This is a genomic window from Micromonospora coriariae (assembly GCF_900091455.1).
GTDB classification, from domain to species: domain Bacteria; phylum Actinomycetota; class Actinomycetes; order Mycobacteriales; family Micromonosporaceae; genus Micromonospora; species Micromonospora coriariae.
Genome location: NZ_LT607412.1, coordinates 3,344,381 through 3,368,536, shown reverse-complemented (window position 1 = coordinate 3,368,536; position 24,156 = coordinate 3,344,381). Strand labels below are relative to the sequence as shown.

Genomic DNA, 24,156 nt, shown 5'->3' with positions numbered 1-24,156 from the left:
CGGCTCAGCCTGCCAGATCAGGCCGCGTGGCGGTCTCCTCCGTTTCGGCGAGGAGGCCGACCACCGCCCGAGCGACCAGCCGAGGCACCTCCAGCTGCGCCACGTGGCCGACGCCGTCGAGCATCAGCAGCCGGCTGTCCGGGATGGCCCGGGCGGTCTGCGGCGCGACCCGCACGTCGACGAGCCGGTCCCGCCGACCGCCCACCACCAGGGTCGGCGCGCGCACCGCCCGGGCGAGCCGCCACAGCGAGCCCGACCCCGGCAGGTACGCCCGCAGGAAGCTGGAGACCAGCCCGCGGAACGTCCGGACGTACGCGGCGGCGTAGTGCTCCGCCTCGTAGCGCACCCGGATCTCCTCCAACGCCTCGGCCCGGCGCTGGGCGCAGATCCGGCTGAGGTCGGCGACGCACGCCTCCAGCACCTGCTCGGCCATCACCTCCGGAGCGAGCTGGGTGAGTCGCCGGGCGACCAACCGTTCCCCACCGGGTATGGCCAGCACCGGCAGCAGCCGCCCCTGCAACGAGCGGCGGAAATTCAGGAACGGCAGCGCCGGAGAGATCAGGGTGAGGGTGCGGACCAGGTCGGGGCGCAGCCCGGCCACCTGGACCACGACCGCCCCGCCCAGCGAGTTGCCGAACAGGTGCACCGGACCCCGACCGGAGTGCTCGATCCAGCGGACGACCAGATCGGCGAAGGCCGGCACTGTGTAGCGGAGGCCCGGCTCGCTGCGGCCGAAGCCGGGCAGGTCGATGGCCTGGCCCTCCAGGCGATCGGCGAGCAGGCCGGCCAGGTCCGTCCAGTTCTGCGACGAGCCGCCCAGGCCGTGCACGTACAACGCCGGCTGCGCGCCAGTGGCGGTGGCGGGGGTCTCCCGCACGTACGTGACCGAGCCGTCGAGGCGGACCTCCCGACCCGGCCACGGCGGTGGGACCCGGCCCTCGGGTAGGAGATGGTCCGGCCAGAGAGTGGCGGGCTTCATCGTTCCAGTCTGCCCCGGACCACTCAGGACAGCAGCGCCTCCAGCCGACGGTTCACCGCTGCCAGCGTCGCCCGGACCACCGCCTGTCGCGGATCGCCGGCGACCAGGGCCGAGCCGGCGAGCTGCTCGACCCAGCCCTCGCAGACCAGCAACACCACCACGGTGGCCACCTCGCAGTTGCCGAACGGCACCACCGCCGCGTGCTCCACGAAGCAGCGCCCCCGCTCGGCGTTCTCCGCGCCGCGCAGCAACTCGTCCACGGCGGCGGCCGCGGCCACCGCGCAGAGCCGCAGGACGTAGCCGTCCACCGCCGGGCCGGTGGCGTGACCGGCGGCGCTCTCACCGCCGGCCAGCAGCCGTACCTCGACGTTGGCGTCCAGACCGAAGGTGCTGACCTGCACGTGGTCGATCACCACCCGCGGCCCCGGCGTGCCGCCGGTGTCCAGCGGCCGGGACGGCGCGGACTCCGTGGTGGTCACCTGACCACCGGAGTACGACGTGCCGAGCGTCGCCGGACTGCCGGTTGCCGCACCGGCGGGAGCGGCCGAGACCGATCCCGGCTCCTCCACGGTGGCCCGACCCCGGTGCGGGGCGCTCGCCCGGCGGCGGCGCGAACCGTCCGCTCCCACCTGCTGTTCAGAGCCCGCTGGCGTGGCCTCGCCTCGACCGGCCGCAGCCGATCCGGTGGCCCGTACCTCGCCGGTACGCGGTTCCACACCGGCGTCGCGCGGCTCGGCGGACCGGGGCTCCGGAGCACGCCGCTCGGCGGACCGGGGCTCGGCGGACCGGGGCTCGGCCGACCGGGGTTCGGCGGACCGGGGCTCGGCCGCCCGGCGGCGGACCGGCGGGGGCGGCGTGGTGGGCAGGCCGGGCAGGTTCTGCGGGGCGGCTGCCAGCCCCATCCGGTCCTGGAGCAGCCGTGCCACCTGCCGGCTCACCTCGGCCGGGTCGGCGCCGTCGGCCAGGTCGAGACGGAGGCTGTGCGCCCCCGCCGGGGTACGGCGCAGGGCGGCGTCCCGCACACCGGCGACCTCCCGGACGGCGTCCAGGATGGCGTTGACGTCGAACCCCTCCGGGCGCTCGCGCAGGGGCGCGGGCTCGTCGTCACGGCGTAGGTGGGTGGCGATGCGGGCGAGTTCCGGGGTTTCGGCGGGTGGCTCCACGGCTGGCGGCTCCGGCACGACGGGCACGTCCGGTTCCGCAGGGACGCGCTGCGGCAGCACCGCCGACGTCTGGTCCGGCAGCCGAGCGCCGTCCGCCGGGTCGGCCGGCGACGCGGGATCGGGCGCGGATCGGCGAGCCGCGTAGGGAGGGGCGCTCGTCGGGGCGGGCGCGGCTGAGGGCCGGTCGCTGCGCCCGGACCCGCTCGTCGCGGGGGCCGGGACGGAACCGGTCGGGGTCGGTGCGGTAGCGGCGGGTGACGGGCCGGTGGCCGCCGGAGCCGCGCGGGACGGCTCGGGGGTCTCCGGCCGGAGCCGGAACGGCGCGGCCGATCGGGTTTCGGGCCGGGCCGGGCCGGACGGCTCCCCCGCGTCGTTGGCCCGGGGCGGGCTCGCCGACCGACTGGCCGGCCAGGACGGGCGCTCGACCGGGGCCGCGGGGAGGCGTCCCTCGGACCAGTCGGCCCGATCGGTCCGCGGCTCGCTCGCCGGAGTGGCCGGAGACCGGCCGGTCCAGGAGGGTCGCTCCGCCGCCAGCGCCGGCCCGGCCGGTGCCGGGGGCGCGACGGGCGGCGCCGGAGGTGGTCCGGTCGGCGCCGGAGGGGCCTCGGGCGGCGGCGGCGGGTCGGTCGGCGGCGGGCCGGACCAGGACGGCCGGTCGCCCGGGGATGCGCTGGTGGGCGCCGGTTCGCCGGCCCAGGAGGGTCGGACGGCCGGCGGAGCGCTCGTCGGCGCCGGCTCCGGTCCACCGGCCCAGGAGGGCCGGACGGCCGGTGGAGCGCTGGTCGGGGCCGAACCCGCCCAGGACGGACGTGCCGGCGGGGCGCTGGTGGGCGCCGGGTCCGATCCACCGGCCGGGGAGGGCCGGTCGGCCCGCGAGGCGCTGGCTGGCTCGACGCGGGGGGCACTGGTCGGCGCGGAACTGGCCCAGGAGGGCCGGTCGGCCGGTGGGCCGCTGGTCGGGGCGGGACGACCGCCGGCCCAGGATGGGCGATCCGCCGGCTCGACCTGGGACGACTCCGGCGGGGTGCCGGTGGGGAACATCGCCGGTCGTCCACCGGCCCACGAGGGACCCTCGGCCGGCACAGCCGTGCCCGCCGCCGAGGCGGGCTCCGGGGATGCCACCTGCTCAGGTTCATCCCGGGCGACGTCGTGCCCGCGGGGCGGATCGGCGCGCACCGGCTCGTACGGGCGGGTCGGCTCGACGCGTGCCGGCTCGTACGGCACGTTCGGCTCGGCGACCCAGCCGGGCGCGGGATCGCCAGGGGTCGACCGGGAGGCAGGCTCGCCATCCTGTCGGGACCAGGGCGGTGCCCAGCCGCTGCCCCAGCTCGGGCGGTTCCAGCTCGGCCCGGACCAGTCCGGTTCGATGGCCGGCGACTCCCCCGCCCGGGGTGCGTCCCCGGCCCCGGGGCCCTGGGCGGCGCGCCCCGACTCGGCATCGTCGGCGTGCCCGGCGGCCCGGTCGGGGGTGCGCCCCGGCTCACTCGATGCCTGCGGCGCGAGCGGGTCGCGCCAGCCGCGCGGCGCGGCTGGCGGTTCGTCGGCGGACGGCCGCTCGGCGGTGGGTGCGCGGAAGCCGGGCGGGACCTCGAAGCCCGAGGCGGCGGTGCCGACGGGTGGCACCTGGACGCCGGGTGGCGCGGAGGTGGGCAGGCCGGGGTCGGCCCAGCGGGCGCTGTGGCCGGCGGCGGGGTCGACCGTGGAGTGTCGGGCCGGGCCGCTGTCCGGCTCGCCGGACCCATGCTCCTGCGGCGGCGCCGGACGCTGGGCGGGCACCACCAGGCGGTCGCTGGCCGGGTCGCGCCGGTCCTCGGCGGTCGACCCAGGCGGAGCGCTCACCGGCGCCGGTCGACCAGCCGGCGATTCGGCGCCCGGATGGTGGACGCCGTTGGCCTCGGCACCCGCGTGGCGGACGCCGTTGGCGTGGTGGCCATTGACCCGGGCGGGCGGCTCGGTGGCGCCGGGCAGCCCGGCCAGGGGTGCTGGCAGGTCGCCGTGCCGGGTGGAGGACGTACGCCAACCGGAGGCGGCCTCGGGCTGCCAGCGCGCCGTCTGTTCCCGGGCATCCTCGTGCTCCGCGGCCCGGGACCACCCGCCCGACGGGGGCGCCCACCCGCTGCCGGAGCGGCCCGGGTCGTCGTGCTGACCCGCTCCGTCACCGTGCTCTCCCGGGGTGGCGGCTCCGGGTTGCCCTGTTTCACTCACCGCGCGCTCCTTGGTCGCCCCCGCTGAGGCTACCGTGTGGTGACAGTGGCGATAAGTTACAGCGGCGGGCCATTTCCACAACGGGGTTCACGGGCCACGCCCGGTCTGGGGGGAAAATGCCGGCTCGTACGGAGAACTCGGAGGATCCCATGACCGCTGTGGGGAACGGTGCACAGACCGCCGGCCGGCCCACCCGCCTGCCCCGTTCGGCGCGCCGTAAGCAGCTGCTCGCGGCGGCGCAGGAGGTGTTCGTCGCGCAGGGCTACCACGCCGCGGCGATGGACGACATCGCCGAGCGGGCGGGGGTCTCCAAGCCGGTGCTCTATCAGCACTTCCCGGGAAAGATGGATCTCTACCTGGCCCTGCTGGACACGCACTGCGACGCCATCGTCGCAAAGGTGCACGACGCGATGCGCGGCACCAGCGACAACAAGGAGCGGGTCAGCGCGTCGGTTCGGGCGTACTTCGACTTCGTCGACCACGAGAGCGAGGCGTTCCGCCTCGTCTTCGAATCGGACCTGCGCAACGATCCGGCGGTGCGGCAGCGGGTCGAGCGGGTCGAGCAGGGCTGCATCGCGGCGATCACCGACACCATCATCTCGGACACCGGGGTGAGCCGGGCGCACGCCGAGCTGCTGGCCTCCGGGCTGGTCGGCGCGGCGGAGACGGCCGCGCAGTTCTGGCTGGCCGGCGGTCGCCAGGTGCCGAAGGCCGAGGCCGAGGCGTTGGTGGCGGCGCTGTCCTGGCGGGGCATCGCGAGCTTCCCGCTGCAAGGTGAGTCAGCCTGACCACCGCCCCCGTGATCGGATAGCCTTCGCAGGGCGGTTCTTTCGCCCCAGTTGAGGAGGCATAGTGGAGGTCAAGATCGGCGTGCAGTACGCGCCGCGCGAGCTGGTTCTGGACAGCGCGCAGTCGCCGGCCGAGATCGAGCAGATCGTGACCGACGCCTTCGCCGGCAACGGCGGCACGCTCTCCCTGACCGACGAGAAGGGCCGGCGGGTCATCGTTCCGATCGAGAAGGTCGCCTACGTCGAGATCGCCGAGGCGTCCCCCCGAGCGGTCGGTTTCACCGTCCGCTGACCGGTCCGGCCATCGCGGCAGGTCGGCGTCGGCCCACCTGCCGCGGGCCGGCCCCGCACCCGGTGGTCCGGGTGATCAGTTGTTCAGCCCGACGGCGGCCATCCGCGCGGTGTGCGCGGCGGTGAGCCGCCGGAACAGCCCCGGCACGTCGACCCGGTCGCCCTGCGCGATCAACGCGGTGAGCGCGGCCCGCTCGGCGGCGACGCGGCCGGCCTGGGAGAGCGCCTCGCCGACCAGCCGCCGGGCCCACATGGAGAGCCGGCCGGCCACCCGGGGGTCGGCGGCGACGGCCACCCGGATCTCCGCGGCGGCGAACTCCGCGTACCGGGAGTCGTGCAGCACGTCCAGCACCAGGGCCCGGTCGGGCTCGTCCAACGCGTCGGCGATCTCGCGGAGGAAGTCGTCGGTGATGGCGTCACCGACGTACGCCTTGGTCACCACCTCCGCCCAGTCCCGTGGCTCGGTCGAGTCGTGGTACGCCTGCAGGGCGGTCAGGTAGGGCGCCATCGCGTCTTCCGGCGGCACGCCCAGCGCGGTGAGCCGGTCGGCGAGCCGGCGGTAGTTGGCGATCTCGGCGGCGGCCATCTCGCTCAGCGCGGCGCGGCGGTGCAGATCGGGCGCGAGCCGGGCGTCGCCGGCCATCCGCTCGAAGGCGAGCAACTCACCGAAGGCGACCAGGCCCAGCAGGTCGGCGACGGCGGGACCGGGGGTGGTCGGCGCGGACACGAGCGCAGGCTACCGCCCGTCGCCGCCGCGCGGGTGCCCCGCGCGTGGCACGACCCCGCGCCGGATCGATGTGGCACAGGTCACATTCGGTGGCCCCGCCTGGGCGCACCCCGGCCGGGAATCGGGACGGGGGTATGCCTGTTCAGGTAGCATAGAGCAGTTGCCGTGGGCGCCGATCTGATCGAAGCTCAGCCTGCGGCGCGCGTGCGGCCCGGTCCGGCTCGGCAGTCTGCCCCCGACCGTGTGGCCCGCGTCATACCGAACGCGCCCTGAGGACATGACGGGGCGCACCCACGAGAGGGCACCCCCACATCCACATGAGCGAATTGACTCAAGATCTGATGGACGGCCAGGAACTGGCCCCCACCGCCCCGGTTCGACCGGAGGCCCCCACCTTCGCCGCACTCGGCGCCCGCGACGAGACCGTCGAGGCGCTGGCCGCGGCCGGCATCACCCGCGCCTTCGCGATCCAGGAGTACGCGATCCCGATCGCGCTGCGCGGCGTCGACCTGATCGGTCAGGCCCCCACCGGCACCGGCAAGACCCTCGGCTTCGGCGTACCGCTGCTGGACCGGGTCTTCGCGCCGGGCGAGGGCAGCGACGGCGTGCCGCAGGCACTGGTCGTCGTCCCCACCCGCGAGCTGGGCATCCAGGTCGCCAAGGACCTGGCCGCCGCCGGCCGTACGCGGGGCGTCCGGGTGCTGCCGATCTACGGCGGCGTGGCGTACGAGCCGCAGATCGAGGCGCTCCGCAAGGGCGTCGAGATCCTGGTCGGCACGCCGGGCCGACTGATGGACCTGCAGAAGCAGAAGCACCTGCGGCTGGACCGGGTGCACGCCCTCGTCCTCGACGAGGCCGACCGGATGCTCGACCTGGGCTTCCTCGACGACGTCGAGAAGATCCTCGCGATGCTGCCGGAAGACCGGCAGACGATGCTCTTCTCGGCCACCATGCCCGACCCGATCGTCACCCTGTCCCGGCGCTTCCTGCGCCAGCCGATGACGATCCACGCCGGGCACACCGCCGAGACCGGGCCATCGCCGCAGACCGAGCAGCTTGTCTACCGCACCCACTCGATGAACAAGGTCGAGGTGGTGGCGCGCATCCTCCAGGCCGAGGGTCGCGGGCTGACCATGATCTTCACGCGCACCAAGCGGGCCGCCGACCGGGTCGCCGAGGACCTCGACTTCCGCGGGTTCGCGGTCGCCGCGGTGCACGGTGACCTCGGCCAGGGTGCCCGCGAGCGGGCGCTGCGGGCGTTCCGGGCGGGCAAGATCGACATTCTGGTCGCCACCGACGTGGCGGCCCGCGGGCTCGACGTCACCGGCGTCACCCACGTCATCAACTACGACTGCCCGGAAGACCAGGACACCTACACCCACCGGATCGGCCGCACCGGCCGGGCCGGGGCGACCGGTGTCGCGGTGACCTTCGTCGACTGGGACGACATGCCCCGCTGGCGGATCATCGACAAGACCCTCGGTCTGGAGATGCCGGAGCCGCCGGAGACGTACCACACGTCCCCGCACCTCTACACCGACCTGCACATCCCCACCGAGGTCACCGGCACGCTGCCCACCGCCGAACGGACCCGGGCCGGGCTGTCCGCCGAGGTCGAGGAAGACCTGGGCGGCACGCGCTCCCGACGCGGTGACAGCGGCGGTCGGGGCTCCCGACGTGGCGAGAGCCGCGGCGACGGCCGGGGCGAGCGCCGCGGTCGCGGCGACGGCCGGCGGGACCGCACCGACGCCGGCACGCCGGCCGCCGAGGCACCCGCGGACAACGCCGCCTCCGACGAGGAGAGCACGCGTACCCCCCGCCGTCGGCGTCGCCGCCGGGCCGGCGAGGCGATCGCGGGCGAGCCGACCGCGGTGATCTCCGCCGACGCGACCCCGGCCGAGCCGGTGGCCGGGACCGACGGTGAGCCGTCGAAGCCGCGCCGCCGTCGGCGTCGCCGTGGTGGCGGTTCCGGCGCGGGTGCGCCGGCCGAGGCCACCGCGGACTGACGCACAGCGACACCCGACATCCCCCGGACCGCCCCGCGCGGTACGGGGGATGTTCCCTTCCCACCCCACCGTCAGAAGATGGAACGATGCCGGAACCACTGGACGCCGCCCTGGCCCAGGTCAGGGCACTGCTGCTCGATCCCGCGCTGACCCGGGCGGTCGCCGCCGGGCGCCGCCGTGGCCGCCGTCCGACGGTGGTCCGGGCCGAGTTGCGGCCGGTGACCCTCAAGGCCGGGCCCCGCCTCCAGATCGCCACCTCCGACGGCGCCCGCCCGTACACCCGCAACGTCACCCCCGGCCCGGAGACCGCCGCGGCGGTCGACGAACTGCTGGCCGAGCCGTTCGGCAACTGGCACGTGGAGACGACGGACGCGACGCTCCAGCTCCGGGTGACGAAGTCCGGCGAGGCGCAGGTGCACCGGGCCGCCGCGCCAGCCCGGCCGGTCGCGCCACCCGGCGGGAACGACCGGGCCAAGGAGTACCTGCTGGACCCGGGCGATGAGATCTTCACCGAGATCGGCGGCTCGGCGGCCAAGCGCCGCCAGGTGGACGCGTTCCTGCGGGCCCTGGCGGCGACCCTGCCGGACGAGCTGACCGGTCCGCTGCGGGTGGTCGACCTGGGCTGCGGCAACGCGTACCTGACCTTCGCCGCGTACCGCTACCTGTCCGGCCGGGGGCTCGACGTCGAGCTGATCGGCGTGGACGTCCGGGAGGACCAGCGGCGGCGCAACACCGAGCTGGCACAGCGACTGGGCTGGGCCGACCGGGTCAGCTTCGTGGCCGGCACGATCGCGGACGCTGTCGTCGACCCCGCACCGGATCTGGTGCTGGCGCTGCACGCCTGCGACACCGCCACCGACGAGGCGCTGGCCCGCGCGGTGCGCTGGCAGGCCCGCTGGGTGCTGGCCGCGCCCTGCTGCCACCACGACCTGGCGAAACAGCTACGCGCCCAGCCCACTCCGGCCCCGTACGAGCTGCTGACCCGACAGGGCATCCTGCGGGAGCGTTTCGCCGACGTGCTCACCGACGCGCTGCGGGCCGGGTTGTTGCGGGTGCACGGGTACCGGGCCGAGGTGGTGGAGTTCGTGGACTCGCAGCACACCCCGCGCAACCTGCTGATCCGGGCCCGCCGTACCGACACCGGGGCCACCGCGCCGCAGCGCGCGGAGTACCGCGAGCTGGTGGACCAGTGGCGGGTCACGCCCCGGCTGGAGACCCTGCTGGCCGCCGACGAGCCGCCCGCCGCCTAGCGCCGGCGGTCGCCGTTGCTGCCGCGGTCCCGCCCGCCTCTGCGCTCGCCAGGACCACGGTCGAAGGCCGACACGCGGTCGCTGCCCGCTCGCTGGGCGGCCCGCTCGCTGTCGGCCGGGCCGACCGGGAACGGCACCACCGTGCCCGCGCTCTCGGCGTTGCCGGCCGCGGCGAAAGCGTTCCAGGAGATGTCGACCAGCAGCTTCTTCATCTCCGCGTGCCGGACGGCGGCGTTCCGCTGCAACGCCATCCGAACGCCGAGCACCACCCCCACCAACGTGGTGGTGATCGCACCGGTGGCGGCGAGGACGTGCGCGCCGGTCGCCGTGTCGGTGCGGAGCACCAGGACCAGCAACCAGATCCAGAACGCGGCGGCGAAGACGCCGGCCTTGGCGACGAAGAAGACGCTCACCGCGCCGGGCTGGTACGGCTGGGGGCTGCTCGAGTCGGCCATGGTGCTCCTCGACGGTGGTCCGGTCGGACGGGGCAGGCTGCCGGGACGGGCACCGAGCTTAGTGGAAGAACGACGATGATCGCTTGGTACGCGTTCCCGGTCCGGTCCGTGTTCCGGCTGAGAAAAAGTCCCGTCCACGGGACAGTTTGTGCGGTCAGTCAATTGTTTCCGCCCCTCGGCGTACTACCCTCAGAAGGCGCATACCCCAGTGCTTCGGCCGGGAGGGGAAGACCCGCAGGGATGGGTTCCGCAGACGTTTCACCACAGATGGCCTTCGCCCGCTTCGTCCGGCGCGCCATCGACGACGCCCGCGACGAACGCGGGTGGACGGTCACCGACCTTGCCTCGCACACGGGCGTGGGCCGATCCACGGTGTTCCGTTGGCTGGCCGGTGACTGGCAGGACTACCCCGAGCTGGCGAAGGTGCGCGGCTTCTGCTCCGCGCTGGATCTGCCGGTCGCGGCGGCGTTCCGGGCGCTCGGGCTACCCGACGCCGGCCCGGCACCCCGCCGGCGGCACGACGACGGCCCGGTCGAGGCGGACGTTCGCGCCATCCTGGACCGGCTGGCCGACCCCACCGTCCCCGCCGAGGAGAAGCACCACATCCGCGACCTGCTCCGCTACCTGGCCCGCCGCCCCATCCGCCGCGCCGGCTAACCCCCTCCCCTCCCCTCCCCTCCCCTCCCCTCCCCTCCCCCCGCCCGGTACCCCGGCCCCCCCAACTCCCCCCGTTGATCATGAAGTTATTGCCACGACACGCCGCGCCGCAGGGCAATAACTTCATGATCAACGGGGGTAACGGGGTGGGGCCGACCGGGGTGGGGCCGGGGGGTGGTGGGGTTAGGGGATCGTGAGGGTGAACTCTGCGGTGTGGACCTTGGTGTTCACCTGGAAGTCCAGGTAGAGGCGGTAGCGGCCGGGGCCGGGGGTGGTCAGCCAGAACTTGACCTGGCCGTCCACGAGTTCCGGTTCGGGGTGCACGTGCAGGTAGCCCAGGTCGCCCTCGCGCAGCGCCACCAGGTGTCCGTACGCCCCGAGGTAGCGCTCCAGCGGGGCGGAGCCGCCAGCGGCGTCGATCCGGAACGTCAGCGGCACCGTCGCCCCGGCCTGCGGGCTGCCCTGGTAGCCGACGGTGAACCCGTCCACCACCGTCGAGGTGGCCGGGGCCGGCAGCGGACGGGGCTGGTAGCCGCCGGGCGCGACCAGGTCCGTGCCGAGGGTCACCGCGGTCTGGCCGCCGTCGGCGGCGACCACTGTGAAGTCGGCGTACGCCCGCCAGACGCCGGGCTGCGCGAGGGTCAACGGCACCGACCAGGTGCCGTCCGGTGCCATGGTCGGGTGCAGGTGCTGGTAGCCGGTCAGGTCCCGGCGGACCACGATGAGGTGCATCGGCTTGTCGTGCACCACGGCGAAGCGGGTGACGGGCCGGCGCTGCGCGTCGCGCACCTGGAACCGGAGCTGTTCGGAACGGCCCGCCGGGAACTCGGTGGCCACGGGAGCCAGGGTGTACCCGGCGGAGCTGACCGACAGGCCGCCCGGCTCGCCGCCCGCGCCCTGGTCCGCACCGGTGGCGCTGCCGTGTTCGTGCGGCTCCGTGCCCGGCGGGTGGGTGTGGTCGGCGGCCAGCGCCGCGCCGCCGGCACTGGTGGCGCCGCCAGCGTTCATCCGCCCCAGGCCGAAGCCGAGCAGCACCGCGAGCACCAGCCCGCCGACCACCAGCGCCAGCCGGAGGGTGCTCCGGTCCGGCGTGGCGGAGATCCGGTCAGGCACCGTCGGCGTCCAGCGCGTGGGCACCCTCGCCGGCACCCGCCCGCACGGGGTGCTCGCAGGTCAACCCGGCGGTGACGGGCGGTCGATCGGTCATGCCGCCCACGGTACCGCCGCAGCGGGCCGGTCCCGGCCGACGTCGGGGCGGCGTGGCGACCGTCGCAATCCGCCCTGCCCGGGAACTTTTCCGCTACTGGACGGGCCGGTCGACCGGCCGGGGGCAGCGGACGCCGGACGGGACCGCCCGGCCTGCCAGCGGAACGGCCAGCGGGAGCGGCCCGGCGAGCTCAGCCGGCCACGGCGAGGGCGAGCGGGAGCACGTCCGGCGCACCTGCCCGGCGCAGCGCTCGGGCCACCATCGTCATCGTCCAGCCCGAATCGACCAGGTCGTCGACGAGCAGCACCGGGCCGGCCAGCCCGGCCAGCGCGTCGGCCAGCTCGGCCGGCACGGTGAACGCGTCATGCAGCGCGCGAACCCGTTGGGCACTGTTGCCGCGCGGCCCGCCGACGCCACCCGGACCGCTCGGGGAAACCTCGCCGAGCAGCGGCAGCCGACCCACTGCGGCGATCCGCTCGGCCAGCGAGCCGACCAGCCGGGGCCGCCGCCGGGAGCCGATCACCACCACCGCCGCCGGCCGCCGGGGCCACGGGTCGTCGCCGTGCGCCCACGACTTCAGCACCTCCACCACCGCGGCGGCCACATCGTCGGGCACCGGGGCGTCGGGAGCCTCCGGGCCGACCAGGTCGCGCAGCCGACCACCCCAGCCCAGGTCGGAGAGGCGCCCGACGGCACGCCCCGGCAGCGCCTGCTCCGCCGGGGGGATCCGGCCCTTCAGGGGTACGCCCACCGCGTCCAGACCGGTCGGCCAGAGCTTCTTCGGGGCGATCTCCACGCCCGGCCGCCCCAGGAACGTCTGCGCGGCGGTGAGCGCGGCCGTCGACACGTCCGAGCCGAAGAGCGGCTCGGCGCACCGGTCGCACCGGTCGCAGTCGGCCGCCCCGGTGTCGTCCAGGCACTCGCGTAGATACCGCATCCGGCAGCCGGACGTGGTCGCGTACTCCCGCATGGCCTGTTGCTCGACGGTGCGCGCCTCCGCGACGCGCCGCAACCGGGCCTCGTCGTAGGTCCAGGGCTCGCCGGTGGCGAGCCAGCCACCGCGCACCCGGCGGACCGCGCCGTCCACGTCGAGCACCTTGAGCATCAGCTCCAACCGGGCCCGGCGCAGGTCGACCAGCGGTTCGAGGGCCTGGGTGGAGAGCGGGCGGTCGGTGTGCAGGGCGGCCAGCACGGCCCGGACCTGCTGCTCGGGCGGGAAGGCGAGCGAGGCGAAGTAACGCCAGATGGCGGCGTCCTCGGCACCGGGCAGCAGCAGCACCTCGGCGTGTTCGACGGCGCGGCCGGCACGGCCGACCTGCTGGTAGTACGCGATCGGCGAGGGCGGCGCGCCGAGGTGGACGACGAAGCCCAGGTCGGGCTTGTCGAAGCCCATGCCCAGCGCGCTGGTGGCGACCAGCGCCTTGATCTTGTTGTCCAGCAGGTCCTGCTCGGCGGCCCGCCGGTCGGCGTCGTCGGCCTGCCCGGTGTACGAGGCCACCGGGTAGCCCCGGGTGCGCAGGAACTCGGCGGTCTCCCCCGCCGCCGCGACGGTCAGCGTGTAGACGATGCCGGAGCCGGGCAGCTGGTCCAGGTGGTCGGCGAGCCAGGCCAGCCGGTGCGCCGGGCTGGGCAGGTCGAGCACCCCGAGGCGCAGCGACTCGCGGTCCAGGGTGCCGCGCAGGATGAGGGCGTCGCCCAACTGCTCGGCGACGTCCTGGGTGACCCGGGCGTTGGCGGTGGCGGTGGTCGCCAGCACCGGGGTGCGCTCGGGCAGCTCGGCGAGGAACGTGCGCAGCCGCCGGTAGTCCGGCCGGAAGTCGTGGCCCCAGTCGGAGACGCAGTGCGCCTCGTCGACCACCAGCAGCCCCGTGGTCGCGGCCAGCTTCGGCAGCACGCCGTCCCGGAAGTCGGGGTTGTTGAGCCGCTCGGGGCTGATCAGCAGCACGTCCACGGCGCCGGCCTGGATCTCGGCGGTGATCTGGTCCCACTCGTCCAGGTTGGCCGAGTTGATGGTGCGGGCCCGGATGCCGGCCCGGGCAGCCGCCTCGACCTGGTTGCGCATCAGCGCCAGCAGTGGCGACACGATGACCGTCGGCCCGGCCTGGTCGGCCTGCTCCTTGTCCCGGAGCAGCGCGGTGGCCACGAAATAGACCGCCGACTTGCCCCAGCCGGTGCGCTGCACGCACAGCACCCGCCGCCGGTCGACGACCAGCGCCTCGATCGCCCGCCACTGGTCCTCGCGCAGCCGGGCGTGCTCACCGGCCAGCCGGCGCAGCACCGCCTCGGCCCGCTCCCGTACCGCCGCCCGCTCGTCGCCCATCCGGCATTTCTACCAGCGCCGTGCGTCAGGGCCCCGGTTCGCGCGGGAGGTTCCGGTCACGATCCGGCCCCGTCTCCCTGTCGACGGTCAGCGGCCGAGCACCGACCCGCCGTTGACCCCGAGCACCTGGCCGGTGACGTACCCGGCGGCGGGGCTGGCGAGGTAGCGGACCGCCTCGGCGATGTCGGCTGGCTCGCCGGCCCGCCCGACCAGCGTGGCGGCGACCCGTCGGGCGTGGCCCTCCGGCGTCATCCGGTCGCCGAAGAACTCGGTGTCGGCGACGTAGCCGGGGCTGACCACGTTGACCGTGATCTGTTCCGGGCCGAGCTGCGCGGCGAGGTCGTACGCCCAGCCGTGCAGCGCCGCCTTCGCCGCGGAGTACGGCCCGGCGCCGCCGCGCTGGGCGGCGATCGAACTGACCAGGATCACCCGGCCGCCCGGACGGCGCAGGGCCGGCCGCAGCGCCTCGGTGAGCAGCACGGCGGTGAGCACGTTGGCGTCCAGGTTGGCCCGCCAGTAGGCCGCGGTGCCGGCGAGCGTGCCGGTGTCCCCGTCGAGGTAACCGCCCGCGTTGTTGACCACCACGTCGAGCGTCCGGCCGTCGACGGCCGCGACCACCCGGTCGAGCTGTTCGGGATCGGTCAGATCCGCGGTGACCGCGGTGACCGCGTCGGCCCGCCCGCACTCGGCGGAGATCCGTGCGGCCGTGTCCGTCAACACGTCCGCCCGCCGACCGACGACGAGCACGTTGTACCCGTCTCCGGCGAGCGCCCGTACGACCGCCGCACCGATCCCGGTCCCGCCCCCGCTGACAACCGCAACCCGCGAGCCCATCTCCCCGACCTCCCCTGGCGCAGAACCCCGTCGATCATGAAGTTATCGCGATCCGCCGCGGCGTGTCACGGCTATAACTTCATGATCGACGGGGTGAAGGCCCCCGGGGGGACGGGGGGCCGGGGGTTAGCGGCGGGTGGGTGGTTGTAGGGAGTGGCGGAGGAGGGTCAGGCGGGGTCCGAGGCTGGCCAGGCCACCGGGGAAGAAGTAGACGGCCAGGATGAAGAGGGTGCCGAGCACGAAGAGGGGCTGGGAGAGCGGCCGGCTGAGCACGGCGGGCAGGCTCTCCACCGCGTCGGAGCTGCCGAACGCGGTGAGCCGGTGGTCCAGGTACATGTAGAGGACGCCGCCGAGCACCGGTCCCCACCGGGTGCCCGGCCCGCCGAGCACCACCATGACCAGCAGCGACAGCGTCAACTCGGACGAGGTGATGTGCGGCGAGGCGCCGCCGACGATCAGGCAGTAGATCACTCCCCCGGCCGCCGCGAGCCCGCCGGCCAGGGTGAACGCCACCAGCTTGTAGCGGTACGGGTCGAGCCCGAGCACGCCGATCCGGCGCTCGTCGTCGCGCAACCCGGCCAGCACCCGCCCGGTCGGCGAGCCGGAGACCCGGTGCACCACGAAGACCACCAGGGTCAGGTACGCCAGCGCCAACCAGTAGAGGTTGACCGTGTTGGTAACCCCGACCAGCCCGGCGGGCAGCCCGGACACGTCCAGCGGCAGGCCCTCCTCACCGCCGGTGAAGCCACCGAAGTCCCGGGCCACCAGGATCGCCCCGACCTGCGCGAAGGCCAGCGTCACCATGGCGAACGCGATGCCGACCGTACGCAGCGCCACCGCGCCGAGCAGCGCGGCCAGGATCGTCCCGCCGGTGACGGTCAGCAGCGCCGCCTGCCAGAGCGGCAATCCGGCCTTGGTGACCAGGATGTCCGTGCCGTACACCCCGGCGGCGAAGTAGAGCGCGTGCCCGAAGGAGAGCATCCCGGTCCGACCGAAGAGCAGGTCGTACCCGGCGGCGAGGCCACCGAAGACCAGGCAGACGGCGAGCACCTGCAGGGTGCCGGGCGAGTTCAGCGGCCCCTCGAAGATCCCCGGCAGGGGCAGCGTCGAGTACGGCACGATCACCGCGACCACCAGCGCGACAAGTGGCAGGAACGGTCGTACCCGGTGCCACCGCCCACGCTCGGGGGTCAGCTCGGCGGGTACCGCCGCCGGCGGGGCGGGTACCTCGGGGCTCTTGACCTCGGTCATGCCGTTGCCACCTTTCCGGCGATGCCCTGGGGACGCAGCAGCAGCACCACGGCCAGCAGCCCGACCACGCAGACGTCGCCGAGACCGGAGGGTCCGTAGTAGTTGACGAACTGTTGCAGCAGCCCGACCGCGACCGCCGCGTACGCGGAGCCCACCACCGAGCCCATCCCGCCGATCACCACCACGATGAACGCGAAGATCAGCAGCGAGCTGCCCTGCCCGGGCGAGACGGTGCCGAAGTAGACCCCGCCGAGCGCCCCGGCCAGCGCCGCGGCGGCCCCACCGATCGCGAAGACCAGGGTGAACGCCTTGCGTACGTCGATGCCGAGCGCGGTGACCATCTCCCGGTTCTCCACCCCGGCCCGGATCACCAGGCCGTAGCGGGTCCAGCGGAGGAAGGCGAGCAGCGCGCCCAGCACCAGCACCGCCGCGATGATCAGCAGCAGCCCGCCGTTGGGCACCTGCGCGCCGAGGATCCCGGTGACCTCCCGGGTCCAGTCCGGCCGGGGGAACGGCCGGGCGTCGGCGCCCCAGGTGGCCTGGAGCAGCGCCACCCCGGCCAGCGAGAGGCCGACGGTGACCAGCACCTGCTCGATGGTGCGCGAGTAGAGCGGCCGGATCAGCACCAGCTCGACCAGCACCGCCACCAGCGTGCCGGCGGCCACCCCGAAGACGACCGCGAGCACGAAGCCGAACCCGTCCGACCCGGCGCCCGGCAGGTTGCCCGCCGCCCACCAGGTCCCGTACGCGCCGACGCCGAGGAACAGCCCGTGCGCGAAGTTGAGCACGTCGGCCAGGCCGAAGACCAGCGACAACCCGGAGGCGACCAGGAAGTACAGCGCCGCCAGGCCGAGCCCGGTCAGCGTCAACAGGATCACGGTGCCCATCAGTGCCCGTCCTTCCCCGCCGCGGCGCGGCCCGGCTGGGCCGGGTGCTGTGATTCGCCGCTGCCCACGCCCAGCAGGGACCTGGTCAGCGCCGTCTCCAGCAGCAGTTCCCGCGCGTCACCGGTCCAGGCCACCTTGCCGGCGGCGAGCACCACCGCGTCCCTGGCGAGCCGCCGGACCACCGCCAGGTTCTGCTCGACGAGCAGCACCGGCACGGACTCCGCGACCCGTTCGAGCACCTCGGCCACCTCGGTCACCACTTTCGGCGCCAACCCCTTGGTCGGCTCGTCGACCAGCAGCAGCCGGTTGTCGTTGAGCAGCACCCGGCCGATCGCGAGCATCTGCTGCTGCCCGCCGGAGAGCGACCCGGCCCGTTGCCGTCCGCGCCGGTCCAGCTCCGGAAAGAGCGCGAAGACCTTGTCGTACGCCGGGCTGACGCCACGCCGCTCGGCCAGCCGCAGGTTCTCCGCGACGGTCAGGCCGGCGAACACGCAGCGGTCCTCCGGCACGTAGCCGAGCCCGCCGCGCACCAACCGGTGGGTGGGGCGGGCCAGCAGGCTCTGCGCGCCCATCCGGATGGTGCCGCGGACCTCCCCGGCGGGCGGGGTGAGGCCGACGATCGCGCGCAGCGTGGTGGTCTTGCCGACACCGTTGCGGCCGAGCAGGACTGTCACGCCGGTGGGTGCGACCGTGAAGGACACGCCCTGGAGGATGTGCAGTCCGGAGATCCGGACCGACAGATCCTCCACGTTCAGGATCGGCTCGGTCACAGCGATTCCCCCAGGTAGGCCTCTTGCACTGTGGGGTTGGCCATCACCGTCTCCGGGGTGTCGCAGGCCAGCAGCGCGCCGTGGTGCATGACGGCGATCCGGTCGGCCAGTTCCAGGATGACGTCCATGTGGTGCTCGACCATCAACACCGCCCGGCCGCTGTCCCCGGTCAACGACTTGATCACCGAGACCAGTTCGGGCACATCCTCGGCGCTCACCCCGGCCATCGGTTCGTCCAGCAGCATCACCCGCGGTTCACCGGCGAGCAGCAGGGCGATCTCCAGCTTGCGCTTCTCGCCGTGTGCCAGGGTGCCGGCCAGCGCCGTACCCCGGTGGGCGAGGCCGACCCGGTCGAGCGCCGTGTCGGCGGCGGCGGCCACCTCCCGGTCGGCCGCCGCCCGCCGCCACAGTTTCATCGAGCCCCCGCGGTGCGCCTGGACGGCGAGCCGGACGTTCTCCCGCACGCTGAGCGAGCCGAAGACCGACGACGCCTGGAAGGTACGGCCCAGCCCGAGGCGGGCCCGCCGGTGCGGCGGAAGCGCCCCGATGTCCTGCCCGTCCAGGGTGATCCGGCCCTCCGTGGCCCGGCGCAGGCCGGTGATCAGGTTGAACAGTGAGGTCTTGCCGGCGCCGTTCGGCCCGATCACGCCCAGGAACTCCCCGGGCGCCAGGTCGAGGTAGACGCTGTCGACGATGGCGACCTCACCGATCCGCCAGGTCAGACCGCGGGTGGCGAGCATGGGTCAGCCCTTCATGGCCACGGCCGGCGGCGCGGACTCGTCACCGGTGAGGCTCTTCTGCGCGGTCGCCGTGAAGGCGGTGCCGCTGCCGGTCAGCTTGGCCTGGAACATCGGCTGGAGCAGCGCGTGGTCCGCGGCCCGGATGGTCATCTTGCCCTTGACCCCGTCGAAGCTCCAGCCCTCCAGGGCGGTGACCATCTTGTCGACGTCGTCCCCACCCTCCTGCACCGCGCGGACCACCATCTGGGCGGCGGCGAAGCCGTCCGGGTGGAACAGGTCCAGCGTGCCGCCGGGGATCTTCGCCTTGGCGGCCTTGGACGCCTCGGTGTCGCTCGCCCCGTCGAAGTAGTGCGACAGGAAGGAGATCTTCGTGCCGGCGGCGCCGAAGGTCGGCCAGGAGGCGCGGATGTCCAGGCCGGTGACGACCGTCGTGGTGGAAAGGACGCCCTGCTGGTCGAGGCTCTGCCACATGGCCGGGGCGGTGGTGCCGGCCCAGGCGACGAAGAGCAGATCCGGCTTGGCCGTCTTGATCTGGCTGGCGAACGGGGTGAACTCGGTGGCGCTGGCCGGGGCCCGGACGCTGCTCACGGTCGCGCCCGCGCCGCCGATGACCGCCTTGACCGCCGCCTCGTTGGCGTCGCCGAACGCGCCGTCCTGGGCGAAGACCACGACCTTCTTGCCGGCCGGGTCGCCGATGAACGACTTCGCGGTCACCACGTCCTGGTAGGACTGGCGGCCGGAACGGAAGGTGTACTTGTTCGCCCCGGTCACCGCGTCGGTGGCGGCCGGCCCGGAGATGAACAGGACCTTGTTCTGCGCCGCGATCGGCGCGACCTGGAGCGCCACGCCGGAGGCGGTGGAGCCGGCAATGATCTTCGTGCCCTTGCCGATCAGGTCCTTCGCCGCGGAGACCGCCTTGGCCGGATCGCCCGCGTCGTCGACCTCGGTCAGCTCGATCTTGCGGTCACCGACCTTGCCGGTGCCCTGGGTGGCGAAGTCGAGCCCCGCCTTGAACCCCTCGATGTACTGCTTTCCGTAACTGGCCAGGGCACCCGACTGGGAGTACACCAGGCCGACCTTGACCGGCGCGGCACTGTCGCCGCCGCCGGTGGCGGTGTCCTGCGGGCTGCCACAGGCCGTGGCGGCCAACGCCGCGGCCATCATCGTGGCGGCGGAGAGGAACACCCGCCGCGTCGTCCGGACCGTCATTGCGACTCCACATGAGGACTCGGAGGGAGAGAACTTCTTCGTGACGGCTCACGCTAGAAGTGACGTCACCCACGAGCTATGTGGCGGAAACACACAAGTAACAGGAAGGGGGTGGCCGGACGTTACAACTGGCCGCACTACCACCCGGGAGCCCGGCCTCCCGATGGCCCGTACCCCCACGGACCGCCCGGCCCCTGTGTCGCACTCATCCACCCGAGCGACCGCAGGGCCCGTCGTGAGCCGCCGGGCGCGGGCACCGCCGGCGACCGTCGAGCAGGTTGTCACAGAAGACCCGATGGCGTACGCACTGCGCGTCCTCCTCGGAGACGGTCGTCTCGGCCCGGTCCACGTCGGCGAGGAAGCCCAGCGCCCGGGTGATCACACGCGCGCGCCGCAGCGCCGCCGGCAGATCCACCGCCGTCACCGGCAGGTGCACAACGAACCGCTCCCGGCCGTCGCCCAGCACGTTCCGGGCGGTAGAGCCTCCCGCCCGGTCTACCGACCGCATCGCGAGGGCGGGGCGTGCGCCCGGCGAAGATCGCCACAACATCCCTGATGTTGCTGCCTCACGCCCCATGGACACAGCAACATCCCTGAAGTTGTGGCCTCAAGGCTGGTGTTCCCGCTCCCGATGCGCCGCGAGAACGGAAGATTGTCTGGTGCGCCGGCTTCTCCGCAACCCCGTGCGGCTGGTGCCGTTCGGGTTCCTGGTGCTGATCCTGCTCGGCACCGGGCTGCTGATGGCGCGTTGGGCGACCGTGGGCCACCAGCGTCCGCCCCTGATCACCGCACTCTTCACCGCCACCTCGGCCGTGTCGGTCACCGGCATGGCGGTCACCGACACCCCCAACTACTGGTCCGACGGCGGACTGGTGGTGATAACCCTGCTCACGCAGCTCGGCGGCCTCGGCATCCTCACCGTCGCGGCGCTGATCGTCCTGGTGGTCGCCCGTCAGCTCGGGCTGCGCAACCGGCTCTTGGTGCAGGCCGAGTCGGCGGAGTTCGGCATCGGTGACGTCGCCAGACTGCTGCGCCGGATCGCGGTCACCGTCTTCACCTGCGAGGCGGTGATGACCGCACTGGTCACCGGCCGGCTCTGGCTGGTCTACGACTACCCGTTCGGGCGAGCCCTCTGGTCGGGCGTCTTCCACGCCATCCAGGCGTTCAACAATGGTGGCTTCGCGCTCTACTCCGAAGGCCTGCTGGCGTTCGACCGCGACCCGTGGGTGTCGCTGCCGCTGGCGTTCGGCGCGATCGTCGGTGGGCTCGGGTTTCCCGCTCTGTTCGAGGCTGCCCGCGAATGGCGTCGACCGGCGCGCTGGCTGGTGTCCACCAAGCTGACCATCTGGGGCAGCGCCGCGCTGCTGCTGCTCGGCTTCGCCGGCCTGCTCGCCGCCGAGTGGACCAACACCAGCACCATCGGCTCATACGACGTCCGGGGCAAGATGCTCGCGTCGTTCACCCAGATCGCGCTGAGCCGCACCGGCGGCTACAGCGTCATGGACATCACCGCCCTGCAGGAGGAGAGCTACCCGCTGCTGATCGTGCTCATGTTCATCGGCGGCGGCAGCGCCAGCACAGCCGGCGGGATCAAGGTCGCCACGTTCTTCCTGCTGGCGTTCACCATCTGGGCGGAGCTGCGGGGCGAGCCCGACGTGACGGTCGGGCGCCACCGGGTGGCCACCGCCAGCCAGCGGCAGGCCATCACGGTGACGCTGCTCAGCGTCGCGCTGGTGGCGGCCGGCACGATGATCCTGCTGCTGCTCACCGAGGGCGTCCGCTTCGTCGCGGCCCTGTTCGAGGTCACCTCCGCGTTCAGCACCACCGGGCTGACCATCGGGCTCGCCGGCACGCTGCCGGCCAGCGGCCAACTGACCCTGACCGTGCTGATGTTCATCGGCCGGGTCGGGCCGCTCACCCTCGGGTCGGCGATCGCGCTGAACACCCGGCGCCGGCTCTACCGCTATCCCCAGGCACAACCCATTGTCGGCTAGGGCCGCAGCGAGGAGGTCGAGGTGTCGGGTAGGCGAGCGGACGGCAGCGGCGTCGTGGTGATCGGGCTGGGCCGGTTCGGCAGCCACCTGGCCGGGTCGCTGAGCCGGATGAACCGCGAGGTGCTGGTCATCGACCGCAACCCGGACCGGGTGCAGCGCTGGTCGGCCCAGCTCGACCGGGTGGTTCAGGCCGACTCGACCGAGGAGGGGGCGCTGCGGCAGCTCGGCGTCGCCAGCTTCGGGCGGGCGGTGGTGGCCATCGGCGCCTCGGTGGAGGCGAGCGTGCTCACCGTACTGGCGCTGGTCGAGCTGGGCCTGCCGCAGATCTGGGCCCGGGCGACCTCGCAGAAGCACGCCAAGATCCTCTCGTCGGTGGGCGCGCACCACGTGATCTTCCCGGAGGCGGAGACGGGCGAGCGGGTGGCACACCTGATCGTCAGTCGGCTGCTCGACTTCATCGAGTTCGACGACGACTTCGCGATCGCCACCGTCCGCGTGCCGGAGTCCCTGGTCGGGCGCACCGTGCTCGAGCTACGCCCGGACGATCGCTACGGGGTCCGGGTGATCGGCGCCAAGCTGCCGGGCGAACGCTTCCAGTACGCGTCGGACAGCACCGAACTTCCCCGGGGTGGGCTGCTCGTGGTGGAGGGGGGAATCGACCAGGTGCAACGGTTCGCGGGGCTCCGCTGAGCCGCGTCACTTCTTCCCGCCGCCGTGCCCCCTCCCCTCACCGTTGTTCACTTTCCCCCTTTTCCCGAACCACCACCCGGCCCCTTGCCCTTGCCGGGCTTCTCGGGCTTGGCCTTCTCCGGCTTCGCCTTCGTCGAGGCGCTGCCCGACCCACCGGAGCCACCTGGGCCGCCGCGGACCGTCGCCGCCTTGGGCGGGGCGGCGGACGGCGTGCTGCCGGCCACCCCGGAGACCCGTACCCCGCAGGTCGCGTCGCCGAGCCGGAACTCCACAGGCAGCGGGTTCGCCCCGCTGTACTTCCCCGCCAGGGTGAGCTTCTCGGCCGCACCGGGTGCCAGGGTGGTGCGCTGGGCCGCCGGCCGGATCAGCACCGCGCGGCCCTGCTGGCGCACCGGCGTCGGCTCCGCCTTCGTCACCGTCTGCTGACCGGGAAAGGTGAAGCTCATCGTCCAGTCGCGCAGCGCGCTGCCCCCGGTGTTGGTCAGGGTCAGCTCGGCGGTGAAGTCCCTGCCGGAGTCTGTACGCAGGGCGTACGCCACCTCACAGGGCGCCGCTTTCGGCAGGCCCATCCGGGCCTCGGTCGGCGGCCGGTCTCCTCCGCTGGCCGGGCTGCGCGAGGTCAGCCCCCACAGAGCCCCGGTGACCGCGAGCAGGCTGGCGGCGGCCACCCCGGCCTCGACCCGCCGACGCCTGGTCGCCCGCCTGCTCCGGTTGCGGGTGCGCGACAGCGGCAACGCGTCGGTCTCCGCCGACCACGGCAGGATCGTGGTGCCCGCGCTGGCCAGCGCGGCCGGGTCCAGTGGCCCGCCGGCCGGCGAGACCGGCACCGCCGCCAGCATTCCGGCCGCGTCGGCGAGGGTCCCGGCCAGTTCGGCGGTGGCCGGTCGTTCCCCGGGCTGCTTGGCCAGGCAGCGCCGCACCAGGTCGGACACCTCGTCGGGCAGCCCCGACACCTCCGGCATCGGGTCCGGGTCGTTGTACATGTGCGCGCGCAGCATCTGGGTGGTCGTGCTGGCCTGCCAGGGCAGCCGGCCGGTGAGCATCCGGTAGAGCAGCAGCCCGACGGCGTACACGTCGGTGGCCGGGGAGACCTGGCCGTTGTCCAGTCGCTCGGGGGCGAGGTACGCGGGCGTGCCCAGCAGCGACCCGTCCGGGCCCTTCTCGCTCTCCCCCACCAGCGCGGAGATACCGAAGTCGACCACCTTGACCCCGGTCGACGTGAGCATCACGTTGCCCGGGGTAACGTCCCGGTGCACCACGCCCCGGGCGTGCGCGGTGGCCAGCGCCGAGCTGACCTCCGCGCCGATGGTCACCGCCTCCCGCCACGGCAGCCGCCCCTCCCGGCCCAGCCTGCCGGCCAGCGAACCGCCGTCGACGAGTTCCATCACCACGTACGGCACGGTCAGGCCGGCCTGCTCGGACTCGCCGTAGTCGTACACGTTTGTGATGTTCGGGTGGCAGAGCCGCGCGGCGGCCTGCGCCTCGATGCGGATCCGGTGGCGGAAGGCCCGGTCGCTGGCCAGCCGGGAGGCGAGCACCTTCACCGCGACCTGCCGGCCGAGCACCTCGTCGTAGCCGCGCCAGACCACGGACATGCCGCCCGCGCCGAGCTGCTCGATCAGCCGGTACCGCTCATCGAGGAGTTGCGCGCCGTTCCGGTCCCCACCACCCATGGTGGCCGTTGTTGCCCAGGTCAGCCCCGACTACACCTCAGGGATCGGAATCGGTCAGGA

Annotated in this window: 20 protein-coding genes and 1 pseudogene; 7 read left to right on the top strand and 14 right to left on the bottom strand. The window is 73.9% G+C overall.

Going from position 1 to position 24,156, the window contains the following annotated elements; all coding sequences use genetic code 11:
- Positions 1-4: 4 nt before the first annotated feature.
- Positions 5-979 (bottom strand): alpha/beta fold hydrolase, encoded by a 975-nt coding sequence (locus GA0070607_RS15765; protein WP_089018897.1) that lies wholly within the window; start codon positions 977-979, stop codon positions 5-7.
- 23 nt (positions 980-1,002) lie between these two features.
- A pseudogene (locus GA0070607_RS34135) lies at positions 1,003-2,739 on the bottom strand (hypothetical protein); the annotation flags it as partial.
- Between the two features lie 1,757 nt (positions 2,740-4,496).
- Between GA0070607_RS34135 and GA0070607_RS15755 the strand changes: the two are divergent.
- On the top strand, positions 4,497-5,135 hold the full coding sequence (locus tag GA0070607_RS15755; protein ID WP_074314694.1) for a TetR/AcrR family transcriptional regulator: 639 nt from the start codon (positions 4,497-4,499) through the stop codon (positions 5,133-5,135).
- Between the two features lie 64 nt (positions 5,136-5,199).
- Positions 5,200-5,427: a DUF3107 domain-containing protein gene (locus GA0070607_RS15750; protein WP_089018896.1), complete on the top strand. Its 228-nt coding sequence runs from the start codon at positions 5,200-5,202 to the stop codon at positions 5,425-5,427.
- 75 nt (positions 5,428-5,502) lie between these two features.
- On the opposite strand, the gene GA0070607_RS15745 is transcribed toward GA0070607_RS15750, so the two are convergent.
- Entirely contained in the window at positions 5,503-6,153 is a 651-nt protein-coding gene (locus GA0070607_RS15745; RefSeq protein ID WP_089018895.1) for a ferritin-like fold-containing protein, read from the bottom strand.
- Between the two features lie 317 nt (positions 6,154-6,470).
- Here GA0070607_RS15745 and GA0070607_RS15740 point away from each other — a divergent pair, with 317 nt between their 5' ends.
- Both GA0070607_RS15740 and GA0070607_RS15735 read left to right on the top strand, forming a co-directional pair.
- Positions 6,471-8,159 (top strand): DEAD/DEAH box helicase, encoded by a 1,689-nt coding sequence (locus GA0070607_RS15740; RefSeq protein WP_089018894.1) that lies wholly within the window; start codon positions 6,471-6,473, stop codon positions 8,157-8,159.
- An 86-nt stretch (positions 8,160-8,245) separates the two neighbouring features.
- Positions 8,246-9,409: a class I SAM-dependent methyltransferase gene (locus tag GA0070607_RS15735; RefSeq protein WP_089018893.1), complete on the top strand. Its 1,164-nt coding sequence runs from the start codon at positions 8,246-8,248 to the stop codon at positions 9,407-9,409.
- On the opposite strand, the gene GA0070607_RS15730 is transcribed toward GA0070607_RS15735, so the two are convergent.
- On the bottom strand, positions 9,406-9,864 hold the full coding sequence (locus tag GA0070607_RS15730) for a hypothetical protein (RefSeq protein WP_089018892.1): 459 nt from the start codon (positions 9,862-9,864) through the stop codon (positions 9,406-9,408). The genes GA0070607_RS15735 and GA0070607_RS15730 overlap by 4 nt on opposite strands.
- Positions 9,865-10,104: 240 nt before the next feature.
- Between GA0070607_RS15730 and GA0070607_RS15725 the strand changes: the two genes are divergently transcribed.
- The gene (locus GA0070607_RS15725; protein ID WP_089018891.1) at positions 10,105-10,521 is read left to right on the top strand and encodes a helix-turn-helix domain-containing protein; all 417 of its coding nucleotides are present in this window, start codon (positions 10,105-10,107) and stop codon (positions 10,519-10,521) included.
- A gap of 183 nt (positions 10,522-10,704) precedes the next feature.
- Here GA0070607_RS15725 and GA0070607_RS15720 read toward each other — a convergent pair whose 3' ends face one another.
- From GA0070607_RS15720 to GA0070607_RS15680, 9 genes are all read right to left on the bottom strand, one after another.
- Complete coding sequence (locus GA0070607_RS15720; RefSeq protein ID WP_089018890.1) at positions 10,705-11,634, bottom strand: hypothetical protein; 930 nt, start codon at positions 11,632-11,634, stop codon at positions 10,705-10,707.
- Positions 11,635-11,918: 284 nt separating this feature from the next.
- Entirely contained in the window at positions 11,919-14,048 is a 2,130-nt protein-coding gene (locus GA0070607_RS15715; RefSeq protein ID WP_089018889.1) for a RecQ family ATP-dependent DNA helicase, read from the bottom strand.
- Between the two features lie 87 nt (positions 14,049-14,135).
- Positions 14,136-14,882, bottom strand: coding sequence for an SDR family NAD(P)-dependent oxidoreductase (locus tag GA0070607_RS15710; RefSeq protein WP_089018888.1), 747 nt, complete (start codon positions 14,880-14,882; stop codon positions 14,136-14,138).
- A gap of 126 nt (positions 14,883-15,008) precedes the next feature.
- The gene (locus GA0070607_RS15705; protein WP_089018887.1) at positions 15,009-16,133 is read right to left on the bottom strand and encodes a branched-chain amino acid ABC transporter permease; all 1,125 of its coding nucleotides are present in this window, start codon (positions 16,131-16,133) and stop codon (positions 15,009-15,011) included.
- Positions 16,130-17,020: a branched-chain amino acid ABC transporter permease gene (locus GA0070607_RS15700; protein ID WP_089018886.1), complete on the bottom strand. Its 891-nt coding sequence runs from the start codon at positions 17,018-17,020 to the stop codon at positions 16,130-16,132. The genes GA0070607_RS15705 and GA0070607_RS15700 overlap by 4 nt, the downstream gene beginning before the upstream one ends.
- Positions 17,020-17,790: an ABC transporter ATP-binding protein gene (locus GA0070607_RS15695; protein ID WP_089018885.1), complete on the bottom strand. Its 771-nt coding sequence runs from the start codon at positions 17,788-17,790 to the stop codon at positions 17,020-17,022. Before GA0070607_RS15695 ends, GA0070607_RS15700 begins: the two co-directional genes overlap by 1 nt.
- On the bottom strand, positions 17,787-18,530 hold the full coding sequence (locus GA0070607_RS15690) for an ABC transporter ATP-binding protein (RefSeq protein ID WP_089018884.1): 744 nt from the start codon (positions 18,528-18,530) through the stop codon (positions 17,787-17,789). Before GA0070607_RS15690 ends, GA0070607_RS15695 begins: the two co-directional genes overlap by 4 nt.
- A 3-nt stretch (positions 18,531-18,533) precedes the next feature.
- Positions 18,534-19,739 (bottom strand): substrate-binding domain-containing protein, encoded by a 1,206-nt coding sequence (locus GA0070607_RS15685; protein WP_089018883.1) that lies wholly within the window; start codon positions 19,737-19,739, stop codon positions 18,534-18,536.
- Positions 19,740-19,944: 205 nt separating this feature from the next.
- Positions 19,945-20,205 carry a hypothetical protein gene (locus tag GA0070607_RS15680; protein ID WP_231931063.1) on the bottom strand — a complete coding sequence of 87 codons (261 nt, stop codon included), beginning with the start codon at positions 20,203-20,205 and terminating at the stop codon, positions 19,945-19,947.
- Between the two features lie 193 nt (positions 20,206-20,398).
- On the opposite strand from GA0070607_RS15680, the gene GA0070607_RS15675 reads away from it, so the two are divergent.
- Both GA0070607_RS15675 and GA0070607_RS15670 read left to right on the top strand, forming a co-directional pair.
- Positions 20,399-21,733 (top strand): TrkH family potassium uptake protein, encoded by a 1,335-nt coding sequence (locus GA0070607_RS15675; RefSeq protein ID WP_089018882.1) that lies wholly within the window; start codon positions 20,399-20,401, stop codon positions 21,731-21,733.
- Between the two features lie 21 nt (positions 21,734-21,754).
- Positions 21,755-22,423, top strand: a complete 669-nt coding sequence (locus GA0070607_RS15670) for a potassium channel family protein (protein ID WP_089018881.1) — start codon at positions 21,755-21,757, stop codon at positions 22,421-22,423.
- A 47-nt stretch (positions 22,424-22,470) separates the two neighbouring features.
- Here GA0070607_RS15670 and GA0070607_RS15665 read toward each other — a convergent pair whose 3' ends face one another.
- Positions 22,471-24,096 (bottom strand): serine/threonine-protein kinase, encoded by a 1,626-nt coding sequence (locus GA0070607_RS15665; protein WP_089018880.1) that lies wholly within the window; start codon positions 24,094-24,096, stop codon positions 22,471-22,473.
- Between the last annotated feature and the right edge of the window lie 60 nt (positions 24,097-24,156).

Bases quoted from the DNA above. Each gene is read 5' to 3' on its own strand.
- GA0070607_RS15765 (WP_089018897.1), bottom strand. From the start codon at position 979: ATGAAGCCCGCCACTCTCTGGCCGGACCATCTCCTACCCGAGGGCCGG.
- GA0070607_RS15755 (WP_074314694.1), top strand. From the start codon at position 4,497: ATGACCGCTGTGGGGAACGGTGCACAGACCGCCGGCCGGCCCACCCGC.
- GA0070607_RS15740 (WP_089018894.1), top strand. From the start codon at position 6,471: ATGAGCGAATTGACTCAAGATCTGATGGACGGCCAGGAACTGGCCCCC.
- GA0070607_RS15735 (WP_089018893.1), top strand. From the start codon at position 8,246: ATGCCGGAACCACTGGACGCCGCCCTGGCCCAGGTCAGGGCACTGCTG.
- GA0070607_RS15730 (WP_089018892.1), bottom strand. From the start codon at position 9,864: ATGGCCGACTCGAGCAGCCCCCAGCCGTACCAGCCCGGCGCGGTGAGC.
- GA0070607_RS15725 (WP_089018891.1), top strand. From the start codon at position 10,105: ATGGGTTCCGCAGACGTTTCACCACAGATGGCCTTCGCCCGCTTCGTC.
- GA0070607_RS15715 (WP_089018889.1), bottom strand. From the start codon at position 14,048: ATGGGCGACGAGCGGGCGGCGGTACGGGAGCGGGCCGAGGCGGTGCTG.
- GA0070607_RS15710 (WP_089018888.1), bottom strand. From the start codon at position 14,882: ATGGGCTCGCGGGTTGCGGTTGTCAGCGGGGGCGGGACCGGGATCGGT.
- GA0070607_RS15705 (WP_089018887.1), bottom strand. From the start codon at position 16,133: ATGACCGAGGTCAAGAGCCCCGAGGTACCCGCCCCGCCGGCGGCGGTA.
- GA0070607_RS15700 (WP_089018886.1), bottom strand. From the start codon at position 17,020: ATGGGCACCGTGATCCTGTTGACGCTGACCGGGCTCGGCCTGGCGGCG.
- GA0070607_RS15690 (WP_089018884.1), bottom strand. From the start codon at position 18,530: ATGCTCGCCACCCGCGGTCTGACCTGGCGGATCGGTGAGGTCGCCATC.
- GA0070607_RS15685 (WP_089018883.1), bottom strand. From the start codon at position 19,739: ATGACGGTCCGGACGACGCGGCGGGTGTTCCTCTCCGCCGCCACGATG.
- GA0070607_RS15665 (WP_089018880.1), bottom strand. From the start codon at position 24,096: ATGGGTGGTGGGGACCGGAACGGCGCGCAACTCCTCGATGAGCGGTAC.